Raw genomic sequence first — 13049 nt, forward strand, 5'->3', positions numbered from 1 at the left:
AGCGCGAGCGGCTCGCCCGGCGGCGCTGGGCGGGCCCCGTAGGTGAGTGGACCTGCTTCGGGATTGATCTTGACGATGCGCCCGGGCCAGCCGCGGGGCGGCACGGTGGCTACTCCTGACAGTCATGGAAGGACCTCATCTGCGCTCCGAAGGAAGGTCTCGGTGCCGTGCGCGTGGCGCGCTGCCGTCCCGGTGAAGGAAAACCCGATCGTGATGGCCGACCAGGGTGCACGACTCTGGACAAGCCACTGCTGTGGGCGGGAAGACCAGGATGCGGCCCGCCTGCGGCAAGTACCGGAAGAAGGCCGAGCGCGGGATCGCCCTATTTCTTGTCATGGCGGCTTCCTGATGCCGGACCCCGCCGCCATCGCGGCCGCCGGTATAACTGTTCAGCCAACACTGCCCGCAACCGGACCCGCGGCGTGCAACCATGACGGCACGGGACACAAGCCCGCCTTACAAGTTGTCTTGGCCTTCCGCGCCAGAGCACCACGCCTGAGGGCTGAACCTTCACCGGGGAGACGGGCGGGACGGCCGCGACAGGCTGTCTGCACGAGCAAGGAGTGGGGGCTGGGGGGCCGCAAAGGACCTCCCTCGGCATCATGTTGGCTGGCTTTACTGCTTGGTTCCGCCGCTGGATCCGCCCGCGCCGCGGGAATTCCTACCCTGGCGCACGCAACGCCAGTGCACCGCATCCTTACCCGCCCCCGCACCACCCTGGGCAGTTGCCCGCACCAGGCCAGCAGGTACCGGTACCTGGTCATCGCAGCCAGCGGGGAGGTTCCCATGCGGCGCATCGCCGCGGGGCACCCGGTCCCGGCGTAACGCCCTGGCCACCCTCGGCGGCACCGGCCCCGTGGCCTGCACCCGGCCGGCCAGGCCCCGCCGCACCCGGGGTTGTCCCACGGTTTACCCCGGCTCAGCCGTCAGGGTGGCCGCCTGCAGATCGCACGCAGGCGGCCGCTCCGCGCAGCCATCGCCCGGCCGCGCCTCCTGCTCCGGCCCCGCGCGCCGCTGCCCAGCCGGCTGAGCCGGGGGATGCGGCCTGGATGCCTGCCGGGCAGGCCGCTCATGCTGGCGGGTACACCATCCACGGCGGGCTGGTTTACAGCGGATGCGGGCTTGCTGCTGAGAAAGGGGGGATGCCAGAGCCGGCGCTGATCGACCCGCGGCTGCCGGTCGACACGCGGAACCCTGACTACGCGGGCACCAAGATGGGCTACTGGCCGTCCTACGCCAGCATCCCGCCGGACTGCCGGGCCGCTTACCTGCACTGGCTGCTCGATGGCCGGCGAGCCCCTGGCGCGTACATCGGGTACGTCTTCCTGTACTTCTACGGGCTGGAACGCCGGCTGCTCGTGGACTCGCAGCAGTCACCGGCAGCCCGGGCCGAGCACCCGGTCCTTGTCCGGGAAGTCGAACGGCTGCTGCGCATCTACGGCTCGAACGGCTCGTTCAGCGGGTACGCCAGCAGCCTGCTCCGCTTCCTTTCCCTGGACGGCGGCCACCGGCGGTACCTGTCGGCACCACCACAGCAGCAGGAAGGCTGGGAGCTGCCTTTCGAGCTGCGCCTCGGTCTCGGGCAGCTCGCGGCCGATGGCAGGCCGGTGCCCGCCGGCTGGGCCCTGGCCTGGATTCGCCAGCATCCGGCAGCCTGGCTGCGGACGCCCGCGGCCCGCTGCCCGGATGAGTTCGACGAGCTGTTCACCCGCCGCTACCGCGAGCGTTTCGGTGACGGCATGATGCTCGAGCGCGGCGGCCCGCTGCTGCCGGCGGAGTACCGGCCCGCGAGCCCCGGGATCACCAGCCGGGACCGGCCGGCGGGGCTGCGGGTCCCGGACGCCGGCAACGCCGAGGCCCCGCTGGGGGAGCTGCGCGAGGTTGCCAGCGCCGTCTGCACCGAGCTCGACGCCTACAGCCGCTACCTCGGCCGCCACCCCGACGCCGCCGGGACGGCGGGCGCCCTCGCCCTGCTCCCGGCCGGGCTCGAACGGCCGGCCAGCGCCGCCTCCCAAGCGCTGGCAGCCTGGGCCCGGTCGAGGCTGGACCATGAGGACCAGGCGACGGTGCCGGCAGCTGACCTGCTGGCGCACTGGTCAGCGGCATCAGCCGGGGGCGGGTCCCCGAAAGCCGAGGCGGAGCTTCTCGCCCGGGCGCTGGAGCGGTCCGGCGTAGGCATGGAACCCGACGTCCGGTTCGGGGGGCAGGCCCCGGCGGCGGGCACCCGCGTGGTGCTGTTCCGCCGCGCAGCCGAGATCACTGCCGTGCCCGGCGCCGGGTACGCGGCCGCCGCCACGCTGATCGAGCTCAGCGCCGCGGTCGCCCTGGCCGACGGCCGCCTTGCGGACGCTGAGCGCACCGTGATCGCGCAGCGGGTCATGAGCCGCCCGGGCCTGGGCGAAGACGAGCGCCGCCGGCTGCACGCGCACTTCACCCGTGTCATCGTGGACCCGCCGGCACCTGCGGCACTGCGCAAGCACGTCACCCTGCTGCCCGCTGACCTGCGGCAGGAAGCCGGTGACCTGCTGCTCGCGGTGGCACTCGCGGACGGCAGCATCGACCGCGCCGAGGTCACCCGGGTCAACCGCTACTTCGACGCGCTGGGCCTGGACCGGCCCGGCCTGGCCAGCGGCCCGCAGGCAGCCGGGAACGGCGGGCTGACCCCGGTGCGGACCGCCGGGGCGCCCTCCCCCGGTTACGCCATCCCCCGGCCGCCCCAGCAGGATAAGCCTGTTAGTGCCGGCGTCGCCCTGGACCCTGAGGTGATCAAGGCCAAGCTGGCTGAAACCGAGCAGGCGGCGTCTATCCTGGCCGGGATCTTCACCGGCGAGGACACGTCGTCCTTCACGGCGCTGCCCGCCACCGCAGCCCCGGGCTCACCGTCCCCGCAGGCCGGGGGCCTGCTTCCCCCGGCACTGGATGCCGCGCACCGCTCCTTCCTGGCCCGGCTTGCCGAGCGGCCCAGCTGGCGGCGCAGCGAGGTCGCCAGCATCGCGGCAGGCCTCGGCCTGATGCCTGACGGGGCGCTCGAGGTCGTGAACGAGGCCGCCTTCGAGCTCGCCGGCGACCCGGCGACCGAGGGCAGCGACCCGATTGAAGTCAACACTGATGTTGCTAAGGAGATTCTGCGATGACTGACTCCGCGCCGGTGGCGCCCCTGCGGCTGCGCCCGCGTGACCGCGACGCCATCGTCAGCTCGCTGCGGGCCGGCGTGGTCCCGCAGCGCGGGTTCGCGCACATCCAGGTCGGGCGGGCCAGCGAGATCGCTGCCTTCGCCCGCGACCTGGACCGGGTCGCGGACGGCGGATCGATGGTCCGGTTCGTGATCGGCGATTACGGCGCGGGCAAGACGTTCTTCCTGCACCTGGCCGCCTCCATCGCCCAGGAGAAGAAACTCGTCACCGCCAGGGCCGACCTCACCCCGGACCGGCGGCTGCAGTCATCCGGCGGGGCGGCCCGCGCCCTGTACGCGGAGCTGATCGGCAACCTGGCCACCCGCTCGACCCCGGACGGCGGTGCCCTGCCCAGCGTCGTGGAACGGTTTGTCGCCACCGCCCAGTCTGTTGCCGGCAGCGGCGGCGTCAGCGTGAGCTCGGTCATCGCCGAACGGCTCGCCGACCTGTCGCAGATGACGGGCGGGTACGACTTCGCCCACGTCATCGGCCAGTACTGGGCCGGGTACGAGAACGGCAGCGACCAGCTGATGGCCGATGCGGTCCGGTGGCTGCGCGGCGAGTTCACCACCAAGACCGACGCCCGCAACGCGCTCGGCGTCCGCACCATCGTCGATGACGCCAACGTCTACGACATGATCAAGCTGATGGCGCGGTTCGTCCGGCTGGCCGGCTTCGCTGGGCTGCTGGTGTGCTTTGACGAGATGGTCAACCTGTACAAGCTCGCCAACACCGTCGCCCGCAACGGCAACTACGAGCAGGTGCTGCGGATCGTCAACGACTGCCTGCAGGGCCGCGCCGCCGGGCTGGGCGTCGTGTTCAGCGGCACCCCCGAGCTGCTGGCCGACACCCGCCGCGGCCTTTACAGCTACGACGCGCTGCGCAGCCGGCTGGCCGAGAACAACTTCGCGGTCGGCGGCCTGGCCGACTACACCGCCCCCGTGCTGCGGCTCGCCAACCTGGCCCCCGAGGACGTGTTCGTGCTGCTGACCAAGCTGCGCCACGTCTACGCCGGCGGTGACCCGGCCCGCTACCTGATCCCTGATGAGGCCCTGACCGCGTTCATGAGCCACTGCGCGCAGCGGATCGGCGACGCCTACTTCCGCACCCCCCGCACCACCATCAAGGAGTTCATCAACCTGCTGGCCGTGCTCGAGCAGAACCCCGGCGCTGGCTGGCACGCCATCATCGGCCAGGTCGACCTGGCCCCCGAGGCCAACCCGGACCTCGAGCCGCTGCCCGAGGACGACGCGCGGCCGCTGGCGCCGGTCACCGTGCTGCGCCCCGGTGGCGGTGACGATGACCTCGCCAGCTTCCGCCTCTAGCGGCCCGGCCGCCGCCAGCCGGGCCTTTGACCTGCTCGCTGAGCCGGTCCGCAGGTGGGTCTACGACCAGGGCTGGCAGACCCTGCGCGACGCCCAGGAAGCCGCGATCCCGCTGCTGCTGGACGGCACCGGGGACGTGATCATCGCGGCCGCGACCGCCGCCGGGAAAACCGAGGCGGCCTTCCTGCCGATCTGCTCCCGGCTCGCCGCCGGCCCGCCCCCGGGGCCGGGAGTGCAGGTGCTGTACGTGGCGCCGCTGAAAGCGCTGATCAACGACCAGTACCAGCGGCTGTCCGGCCTGTGCGAGCGGCTGGACATCCCGGTGCACCGCTGGCACGGTGACGTCCCCGCCTCACGCAAGGCCGCCGTCCTGAAAAAGCCCGGCGGGATCTTGCTGATCACCCCGGAGTCACTCGAGGCGCTGTTCGTCACCCGGGGCGCGGGGGCGGGCACCCTGCTCGCGGGCCTGGCGTACGTCGTGGTCGACGAGCTGCACGCGTTCCTCGGCACCGAACGGGGCGCCCAGCTGCGCAGCCTGATGCACCGCGTGGAACTCACGCTCAGGCGCCGGGTCCCCCGGGTCGGGCTGTCGGCCACCCTGGGCGACATGAGCCTCGCCGCTGACGCGCTGCGCCCCGGTGAGGCCGGCGGGGTCCGCTGCATCGAGTCGGCCCAGGGCGGGCAGGAACTGGCGGTGCAGGTCCGCGGCTACGTGGAAGCCACTCCCCCGGCTGGACAGGAAGACGGCGAGGGAACCCACCTCCAGCGGATTGCGGCAGACCTTTACCGGGTCCTGCGCGGGCAGGACAACCTCGTCTTCGCCAATGCCCGCACGGCGGTTGAACTGTTCGCTGCCCGGCTGCGTGAGCTGAGTGAGGAAGCGGGGGTGCCGAACGAGTTCCTGCCCCATCACGGGAACTTGTCCCGGGAACTGCGCGAAGACGCCGAAGCGGCCTTGCGGGACCCGTCGCGGCCGGCGACAGCCGTCGCGACTACGACCCTTGAGATGGGCATCGACATCGGCAGCGTCCACTCAGTCGCCCAGGTCGGCCCGCCGCCGTCGGTGGCCGCCCTGCGCCAGCGCCTGGGCCGTTCCGGGCGCCGCGGCGAACCCGCCGTCTTGCGCCTGTACGTGACCGAGTCGGCCGCCGGCCCCCGGACATCCCTCCCAGACCAGCTCCGGGCCGCGCTCGTGCAGAGCATCGCGATGCTGGACCTGCTGCTGGAGGGATGGTGCGAACCTCCCGACCAGGACGCATTGCACCTGTCAACGCTGATCCAGCAGGTCATGTCAGCCATCGCGCAGCACGGCGGCGTGACCGCGGCGGCCGCCTACCGTGCCCTGTGCGGGCCGGGCAGCCCGTTCACCGCGGTCACCCCGGCGCAGTTCGCGGCGCTGCTGCGCGGCCTGGGCGCGAACGACGTCCTCGTCCAGTCTGATGACGGCACCCTCCTGCTCGGCCAGGCCGGCGAGCGCACCGTCAGCCACTACAGCTTCTACGCGGCCTTCACGAGCCCCGAAGAGTACCGGCTCCTCATGAGCGGCCGCCCGCTCGGCACCGTGCCAGCCGACCAGGCTCTCTACGCCGGCGCGCTGCTGATCTTTGGCGGCCGCCGGTGGAAGGTGACCGCAGTCGACCACGTGCAGAAGATCATCGAGGTGACCGCTGCTGCCGGTGGCCGCCCGCCCCGTTTCGACGGCGGACACGGCGCGGTCCACGACCAGGTCAGGGCGAGGATGAGGTCGGTGCTCGCAGCAGGCCCTGTCCCGCGCTACCTGTCTGCCGCTGCGGTCTCCCTGCTCAACGAAGCCCGAGCCGCCTACGGCCGCTACAAGCTCGCCGAGCACATGGCCTTGCGGGACGGCGCGGACACAGTCCTGTTCCCATGGGCCGGCAGCCGCGTCACGCAGACGCTGGCAGCCCAGCTGACCGCGGCGGGTCTCGAAGCCAGTGACGACGGCCTGGTCATCACAGTGCTCAAGGCCGACCCAGGACAGGTCCGCGAGCGACTGAAGGCGGTGGCCGAAGCCGGGCCCGCCGACCCGGTGTCGCTCGCGCTCCGGGTCGCGAACAAGAAAGCCGCCAAGTACGACGACTGGATCGAAGACGGCCTGCTGGCCGCCGACTACGCCCGCCGTGCCCTTGACTGCCCGGGTGCCTGGCGGCAGGCAGGCGTCATCCTCGACTCCTGGCCTGCCGGGCTGTGAACCGGCATCCGGGGCAAGGCCAGCGCAAGAACCCGGGCCCGTGCGGGCCGCTCAGGCCGGGCGCTGCCGCTGCAGGTGCGCGAGCAGCGTGTGGTTGGCTTCCCAGCCGTCGGGGAACTTGGCCCTGATCCCGGGATGGGCCGGCTCGCTGGGCGGGTAGGCGTCGAGGAGCCCCGCGATGCCAGCCCGGGCGACGACGATGCACGCGTGCCGGTGCCGGGACGCCAGGACGCACAGCCGCCCGGCCTCGAGGTGGAACGCGGTCGCGTCGTGCCGCCCGCCGAGGGGGTGGAGGATGACGGTGACCTCGTACTCGGCGCCCTGCAGGCGGTTCGCGGTGTCGACCCGACCTGCCCGGCGATGGCGGGCGCGGTCTCGGCCAGGGCCTGGCGGACCTGCTGGGCCTGGTCGCGGTGGGTAACGCCGATCGCGATGCCGGCCGGGGTCAGCACCTTGCCGCCGGGATGGCGCTCGCAGGAGGTGACAGCCCCGCGGGAGATCAGCCGTGCCGCGAGGGCCGCCGCCGCCGCGGCTGCCTCACTGTCGGTGCGGGCAGTGTGCCGCGCGGGCAGCTCGTGCAGCGCCCACCCGGTGCGGGCGGCCGTGTCGAGGGTGTCATCGAGGGCGCCGCGCATCCCCGCCGCGGTGAACTCCAGGCGCCGGGCACCCGGCTCGGTCCCGGCCTGGAAACCAGCGAAAGGGTAGAAGGCGCTGGAGATGATGCCGGCTGCCGACGGGGGCAGGCGCCAGGAGACCGGGAGCCGGAACACCGGCTGCCGCAGCACTGGTGCCCCTTTGCGCACCGCTGCCGTCATCGCGCAGGACGCGATGATCAGCGTGTTGAGCGGCGGGCAGCGATCAGGTCTCCCGCGCCACTCCCGGTCAATCGCTTTCCGGGCGTCCCGCTGGCACCCACGCTGGCGAGATCACGGAGCCACCCGGCCGCCGTGCCCCGTCCGGGGAACGAGGGGCATGGCTGCGGGCACAGTAGGCCACCGGCCTGCTGCGCGCAGTCCCCGGCGTCAGCGGCAGGTCTTCGCCCGAACCATCGACGGCTGGATGCCTGCTGAGATAGCGGCTTGAGGAGCTTGGCCTTGATCAGGCGGGACGCGATCATCGTCACCGATCCAGGCGGCTTCGCCGGCTCGCGGATCCTGAGCCGGATGCGCATCCAGGCCGGTCCTGATGGCGATGCGCAGACGTGCCGCGCGGCGGCCTGAGCGGCCATGTTGTCAGCACCCGCCGAAGTCCTTTTGCATCTCCTCGTATTCGTCCAGGTGAGCCGAGTATCCGTCATGCAGCAGGTGGGCGAGCTTGTGCAGCTCGTTGACCTGCTCGTAGAAATTGACGTTCTCCTGGATCGGCCGTGCCCGGATGCGACTGTCACCCCGGCCAACCTTTGCGTATCTGTAGGACTCGCCCGTTCCGTCCTCGCTGTCCAACCAGGCTAGGAGTTTCCACGACTCGGGGTCGATACGGTTCTCCGGCCCGATCAGCGAGAGGTGACTCATGTACCTGTTGAGGCAGTCCGCCAGTCTCTTGATGTTGTGCGTGTGCAGCCTCTCGTTCAAGCTGGCGGGGCTGAGGTTCTCTGGCTGACGGCGATCTCGTGGATGTGCCACTTCGGCCGGGGCAGGTTGAAGTCGTCGTCAGGCTCGCGCATCCGTACAGCATGGAACTCGGACACGCGCAGCCGCTACAGAATTAGTCTTTGGTGGCCTTCGGACGCCGTGTCGGCGTGAAAGTGCAGGGGGCTGCGGGTCTGCGCGCGGCTGGGGTTGCTGGCGCTCCGTGGCCGGGGCTAGCGGGCCTGGGAGTTTCCGTCTTCGCGGGCCAAGTGCGGCGGGATGATGCGGGTGGTGCGGCCGCGCGCTCGCGTGGTCCTTCTATGGCGGGCCTGACCCGTGAATTAGTCTGAACGCCGGGAGCCTGCTTGAGGGCTGTGCATTGGCGCTTCGAGCCCGCGGATCAGATTTCCGCTTGCCCCCTGGCTCCTGCGGGCGGCCGTCACCTTTTTCCGCATCCCCACGATGGGAGAAGGCGATGGAAGAGGCCGACGACGAGCCGCTGTTCTGCGAGCGGGCCGCCGGGATCGACGTCGGCAAGCAGGCGGTGATGGTCACGGTCCGGGTGCCGAGCGAGACCCGGAAGGGCGGCCGGGCGCAGGAGACCCGGGAATTCGGCACGACGCGGCGGCACCTGCTGGAGCTGGCACGTTCTTCGATTACTCCTACGCGCGTCCTGTGGCGCGACCTGCAGGCATGGTGGGAGTAAGCCCGGCAGCTCCCCCGGCGACGGCAACGCCAAGGCCGCGCTGTACAAAAGGCTCCGCAGCTGCGTGCCTGCCAGCTCGCTACCGCAGCGGAACCTGTTCGACATATACCACCACATCCGCGCGGACCACCTCCCCGGCCTCTCGGCGCTCCTGCCCGAGGTCTGGCTGCACTGGGGCCCAAGACGGCCCGCGAGCGCGGCCCCCAGGCCATGCTGAGCTTCCGCATGGACTTCCTGCTCTTGCTGCCCCACGGCCACCGGATCGTGCTTGAGGTCGACGGCGCCGCCCACTACAGCCCCGGTGGCCGCCCGGATCCCGCGGTGTACGCCAGGGGCGCTCGCTCCGACCGCGAGCTCAGGCTCGCCAGGTACCTGGTCTTCCGCTTCGGCGCCGCCGAGCTGGGCGACGCCAGGAGCGCCGGCTATATGCTCAGCCACTTCTTCGCGGACCTGTTCCGGCAATATGGCGTGACGCCTCGCATATCCTGACCGTCCCGGAGTGCCCGCGTGGCGCTTGGGGCAGCGGCTCCCCTCGAGGAGAGGCAGCCGACTGACCGAGCGCTACTGCCGAGACCAGATCGCAATCCCGGGTTCACCCTGAACGGAGACCCAAGACTGAGTCTGCGCGGACAGCCGGACGACGACGGCCACGCAGATGGAACCACCTGGACCTGGCGCAGGGAATCCGCATCGTTGCGGCAGCACGCTCGCGATGTACAACCTCATTGAGCCAGCTCCACTTGACGTGCGGCGCAATGGCCCGCAGATGTGCGACCGCCCGGAGCAGCCGTGCTGGGCGTCATCTCTGTCGCGATCATGGCGTCCCGTTGGCTTGATCCAGCGCACAGTAGGTGTTGGGTGTGGGCTGCCCGAACGTCACTTGATACTGCGGATTCAGGGTGATTCTTGTGACTGTGCCCGTGACGGTGTGCTGATCGCCTGGGTTGAACTGCTGCGAGTAGGCTAGCGAACCGGAGTCCTCAGGCGAGCCGTCGCCGACCCCGCCGAACGGCTGGGCGGCTGAATCGTAGAAGTCGATGACTAGTGACGAAACATCCTCACCGGACACATCGCCGTTTTGGCCGCTGAACCCGAGAGATCCCAGCCTGAGGGTCACCGTCACATTCGGGTAGCTGTTGACGGTGCAGTTTGACGCCCATCCCGCGACCGGGTCAGCCAGCCCTCCCGGGGATGGCGACGATGAGCACGCGGCGACAGCCAGCACAGCGACCGCGAGCATGACCCTGATCATGGTCCATCACCGCCAATGGAATGATCGCGAGCACCAGGGCGACCGCTGTGGCACCGCGGCGACCACGCGCCTGTCCCCATCCTGATGCCGCCTGACTTCCTTCGGAACCCCGGCCGAGGTGATCCATGAGGGCGTCCGCTGCTGATCGTGTTCAGTCCCTTCCGGTGCACCTGGCCGGGTGCCTCACTTTGTGCCTGACATTATGTCCACGTAGGGTGCCCGGCGCCGCGTGAGCCTGCGACTGACATGCGACGCATTCCCGCCAGTTGACGTGCGACACGCCCTCGGCTGCTTTCCTGGGTCCGATCATGGCGGGCTGAGGAGCTGTGCCGCTATGGATTCGGCTAGGCCGATGCAGGGCCTGCCTGAAGGCTCGCGGCGGCGCCGCCCGCGCGACGCCGGGGCTGACATGGCGGCGTGCTGGCGGGCGGTCCCGGGCGGCGGCGGTCCTCAGACCCTCCGCAGCACGGCGACCACCTTGCCGATGATGGTCGCGCGGTCGCCGGAGATGGGCGGGTAGACGGGGTTGTGCGGCATGAGCCACACGTGGCCGTCGCGCCGGGTGAATGTCTTTACGGTTGCCTCCGCGCCGTCGCCGGCGTCGCTGTCGAGCATCGCGGCGACGATGTCGCCGTTGTCCGCGCCCGCCCCCCGGCGGACCACCACCCAGTCGCCGTCCGCGATCGCCGCGCCGGTCATGGAGTCGCCCGCGACCGTAAGCATCATCAGGTCGCCGTACCCCACCAGCAGGCGCGGCAGCACGAGCACGTCATCCGGCTCCTCGGCGGCCATGATCGGCGCGCCCGCGGCGATCTTGCCCACCCTTGGGACCCGGGCCATCTGATGCCCGCCGGCCGGGTCGTTTCCCCGGGCCTGGTGCCCTGCGCCCGGGCCGGGGCACGCCCGCAGCATCGTGGTGCGCGGCCGGCCGTGCTCGCGGACCACGATGCCCTGCTCCTCGAGCTTGCCGAGCTGGAAGGACACGCTCGACGCGCTCGACAACCCCGCTGCCGCGCCGATCTCCCGCAGGCTGGGCCCGTAGCCGTTGCGCTGCACGGCCTCCTCGATGAACCGCACGATCGCCTCGCGGCGCGGGGTCAGGTCCCCGCCCTCGGGACCAGCCTGCCCGGAACGTCCCATTTTCGAATCCCCCCAAGGTATCGATGCTGTTTAAGGCAACACAATAGCTTCCCAGTTCGAATATGAACAGCATGTTCGAACTCTTCATCGTCATTGCGGATCACGCCTGCCGCGGCCGCGCGGGCTTTCGCGGACGTCCTCGCCGAGGCGATCGAGGACGGCGGGGCGGTCGCCGTACAGGCCGAGGCCGACGACGGCTACGACCTGGGCGTCTGGTCCGATGAACTCGGCGCGATAGCTTCCAATCCGCTGCTGGTCGAACTGAAGATCTCACTGAGCCGTCAAGCCGTGCGGCAGGCGCGGGGGCTGGCCGAAGAGCATCCCACCGCCCGTGCCGTCCTGCTTGTCTACCTCGACCCCGCCGACCCGGCGGCGCTCCGGGACGCGCGTTTCCCGGTGCTGGCAGTTTCCCTGAGCGAACTGCTCGCCAGGATGAGAAACGCCAGCTTCGCCGAGGCTGTGCGCCTGCTCCGCAGCCAGAGCGTGCACGGCCCGGCCGCTCCGTGACCGCAATCAATCCCGAACGGGTTGCCGCCTTCTTCGCTGCCGGGGACCAGGCGACAACAGCCGCCGCGCGGGGCCGCGCCCTGGAAGACCTGATCGTCTACCTGTTCGAACTGATCCCGGGGATTACCGTGACAGCGCGCAACGAGCTGAACGCGTTCGCGGCCGAGGAGATCGACGTCGCCTTCTGGAACGAGGGAGACCCGTCCGGCCTGCGGCAGTTCGACCACATCCTCCTGGTCGAGTGCAAGAACTGGTCCGGGCCGGCCGGCTACCCCGAACTGGCCATCTTCCAGCAGAAACTCGCCAGCCGCGGCCGTCCCCTCGGCATCTTCGTCGCGGCGGCAGGCATCACCGGCGATCCCGCGGTCCTCACGGCGGCACACAGTGTCCTGGCGCAGGCGCTACAGCAGGGCCGCGAGATCATCGTCCTCACCCGCCGTGAGATCGAGCAGCTCACAGACACCGCCCAGCTCGTCCGCCTTCTAAAGCAGAAACGAGCTCAGCTGGCAGTCTCAGGAACGATATTCCAGGCAGACAGGAAGGGCTCCCCGCCCGTGGCGCTGGGCACCTGACCCGGGCCGACGGCCCATCAGCCCGATGCGCGCCAGGAGACGAGAAGGTGAAACGCCTGCGCGGGTTAGCGGGCACGGGAGACACAGGTGAGCCCGCCGCGCACGGGACCGTAGCGGTGCCGCTATCCGAGCTCGCCGTACGCTGCCCGCCGCGGTCCCCGGCTCGCCGCGGGGCGCCCGGCGGCTTCCGCGACACCGCGGGCCGCGGAAGGTGACCTCGCGTGGCCACCTTGCCCGTCGTAGTCACGCAGTGCCGCGATGACGACGGCGACTACCAGCCGGGCCAGTTCGTCATCCATCGGATCCTCAATCACCCGGTGTTCGTTACGCAGCAGCGTCCGCTTCACCGCGGACACGGCAGCCGCAGGCACGTCCGCCGGCGCCACCGGGAACGGACTGCGCGCCGGCTCGACGCTGTCAGCTCGCTGGCCCATCAGGTGCCCCTCCCGACGTGATGCTGCCGTCCCGAGCGGGGACAAGCCGCCCGGCCCCGGCCAGTGCCCTGCCATCATGATGCCCCGCCATCCGTCCCCGCCCGGAAGGCGGCCGCGACGCGGCCGGCTTCCCGCGCCAGCACCAACCCCCTGTCCCCCGCCA

At 70.9% G+C, this 13049-nt stretch carries 14 protein-coding genes; 10 read left to right on the forward strand and 4 right to left on the reverse strand.

The features are described 5' to 3' along the window. The first annotated feature begins 684 nt into the window (after positions 1-684). From EAS64_RS43465 to EAS64_RS46680, 6 genes are all read left to right on the forward strand, one after another. The gene (locus tag EAS64_RS43465) at positions 685-825 is read left to right on the forward strand and encodes a hypothetical protein (RefSeq protein WP_187365829.1); all 141 of its coding nucleotides are present in this window, start codon (positions 685-687) and stop codon (positions 823-825) included. A 224-nt stretch (positions 826-1049) separates the two neighbouring features. Beyond that, positions 1050-3134, forward strand: a complete 2085-nt coding sequence (locus EAS64_RS10565) for a tellurite resistance TerB family protein (protein WP_187365830.1) — start codon at positions 1050-1052, stop codon at positions 3132-3134. Then, positions 3131-4498 (forward strand): ATP-binding protein, encoded by a 1368-nt coding sequence (locus tag EAS64_RS10570; RefSeq protein ID WP_145852762.1) that lies wholly within the window; start codon positions 3131-3133, stop codon positions 4496-4498. Before EAS64_RS10565 ends, EAS64_RS10570 begins: the two co-directional genes overlap by 4 nt. Continuing rightward, positions 4473-6707: a DEAD/DEAH box helicase gene (locus tag EAS64_RS10575; RefSeq protein WP_145852763.1), complete on the forward strand. Its 2235-nt coding sequence runs from the start codon at positions 4473-4475 to the stop codon at positions 6705-6707. The genes EAS64_RS10570 and EAS64_RS10575 overlap by 26 nt, the downstream gene beginning before the upstream one ends. Positions 6708-6842: 135 nt before the next feature. Next, positions 6843-7412 carry a hypothetical protein gene (locus EAS64_RS10580; protein WP_145852764.1) on the forward strand — a complete coding sequence of 190 codons (570 nt, stop codon included), beginning with the start codon at positions 6843-6845 and terminating at the stop codon, positions 7410-7412. A gap of 389 nt (positions 7413-7801) precedes the next feature. Beyond that, positions 7802-7927 carry a hypothetical protein gene (locus tag EAS64_RS46680; protein WP_281283231.1) on the forward strand — a complete coding sequence of 42 codons (126 nt, stop codon included), beginning with the start codon at positions 7802-7804 and terminating at the stop codon, positions 7925-7927. A gap of 12 nt (positions 7928-7939) precedes the next feature. Here EAS64_RS46680 and EAS64_RS10585 read toward each other — a convergent pair whose 3' ends face one another. Then, entirely contained in the window at positions 7940-8218 is a 279-nt protein-coding gene (locus EAS64_RS10585; protein WP_145852765.1) for a hypothetical protein, read from the reverse strand. 532 nt (positions 8219-8750) lie between these two features. Here EAS64_RS10585 and EAS64_RS10590 point away from each other — a divergent pair. Further along, positions 8751-8981 (forward strand): hypothetical protein, encoded by a 231-nt coding sequence (locus EAS64_RS10590; protein WP_145852766.1) that lies wholly within the window; start codon positions 8751-8753, stop codon positions 8979-8981. Positions 8982-9206: 225 nt separating this feature from the next. Continuing rightward, positions 9207-9470 (forward strand): hypothetical protein, encoded by a 264-nt coding sequence (locus EAS64_RS10595; RefSeq protein ID WP_145852767.1) that lies wholly within the window; start codon positions 9207-9209, stop codon positions 9468-9470. Positions 9471-9795: 325 nt separating this feature from the next. On the opposite strand, the gene EAS64_RS10600 is transcribed toward EAS64_RS10595, so the two are convergent. Together EAS64_RS10600 and lexA are read right to left on the reverse strand one after the other, a co-directional pair. Continuing rightward, the gene (locus EAS64_RS10600; protein ID WP_145852768.1) at positions 9796-10221 is read right to left on the reverse strand and encodes a hypothetical protein; all 426 of its coding nucleotides are present in this window, start codon (positions 10219-10221) and stop codon (positions 9796-9798) included. Between the two features lie 462 nt (positions 10222-10683). Next, positions 10684-11373: a transcriptional repressor LexA gene (lexA, locus tag EAS64_RS10605; protein WP_145852769.1), complete on the reverse strand. Its 690-nt coding sequence runs from the start codon at positions 11371-11373 to the stop codon at positions 10684-10686. Between the two features lie 93 nt (positions 11374-11466). Between lexA and EAS64_RS10610 the strand changes: the two genes are divergently transcribed. Both EAS64_RS10610 and EAS64_RS10615 read left to right on the forward strand, forming a co-directional pair. After that, positions 11467-11880 (forward strand): hypothetical protein, encoded by a 414-nt coding sequence (locus EAS64_RS10610; RefSeq protein ID WP_145852770.1) that lies wholly within the window; start codon positions 11467-11469, stop codon positions 11878-11880. After that, positions 11877-12452: a restriction endonuclease gene (locus EAS64_RS10615; protein WP_145852771.1), complete on the forward strand. Its 576-nt coding sequence runs from the start codon at positions 11877-11879 to the stop codon at positions 12450-12452. The genes EAS64_RS10610 and EAS64_RS10615 overlap by 4 nt, the downstream gene beginning before the upstream one ends. 122 nt (positions 12453-12574) lie before the next feature. Here EAS64_RS10615 and EAS64_RS10620 read toward each other — a convergent pair whose 3' ends face one another. Further along, positions 12575-12886, reverse strand: a complete 312-nt coding sequence (locus tag EAS64_RS10620; protein ID WP_145852772.1) for a hypothetical protein — start codon at positions 12884-12886, stop codon at positions 12575-12577. Between the last annotated feature and the right edge of the window lie 163 nt (positions 12887-13049).

It is taken from the genome of Trebonia kvetii, from assembly GCF_007827045.1.
Taxonomy (GTDB): domain Bacteria; phylum Actinomycetota; class Actinomycetes; order Streptosporangiales; family Streptosporangiaceae; genus Trebonia; species Trebonia kvetii.

Excerpts from the sequence above, each read along its gene's own strand:
- EAS64_RS10570 (WP_145852762.1), top strand. The coding sequence starts at position 3,131 with ATGACTGACTCCGCGCCGGTGGCGCCCCTGCGGCTGCGCCCGCGTGAC.
- EAS64_RS10580 (WP_145852764.1), top strand. The coding sequence starts at position 6,843 with ATGGGCCGGCTCGCTGGGCGGGTAGGCGTCGAGGAGCCCCGCGATGCC.
- EAS64_RS10590 (WP_145852766.1), top strand. The coding sequence starts at position 8,751 with ATGGAAGAGGCCGACGACGAGCCGCTGTTCTGCGAGCGGGCCGCCGGG.
- EAS64_RS10595 (WP_145852767.1), top strand. The coding sequence starts at position 9,207 with ATGGACTTCCTGCTCTTGCTGCCCCACGGCCACCGGATCGTGCTTGAG.
- EAS64_RS10565 (WP_187365830.1), top strand. The coding sequence starts at position 1,050 with ATGCCTGCCGGGCAGGCCGCTCATGCTGGCGGGTACACCATCCACGGC.
- lexA (WP_145852769.1), bottom strand. The coding sequence starts at position 11,373 with ATGGGACGTTCCGGGCAGGCTGGTCCCGAGGGCGGGGACCTGACCCCG.
- EAS64_RS10600 (WP_145852768.1), bottom strand. The coding sequence starts at position 10,221 with ATGCTCGCGGTCGCTGTGCTGGCTGTCGCCGCGTGCTCATCGTCGCCA.
- EAS64_RS10620 (WP_145852772.1), bottom strand. The coding sequence starts at position 12,886 with ATGGGCCAGCGAGCTGACAGCGTCGAGCCGGCGCGCAGTCCGTTCCCG.
- EAS64_RS10575 (WP_145852763.1), top strand. The coding sequence starts at position 4,473 with ATGACCTCGCCAGCTTCCGCCTCTAGCGGCCCGGCCGCCGCCAGCCGG.
- EAS64_RS10585 (WP_145852765.1), bottom strand. The coding sequence starts at position 8,218 with ATGAGTCACCTCTCGCTGATCGGGCCGGAGAACCGTATCGACCCCGAG.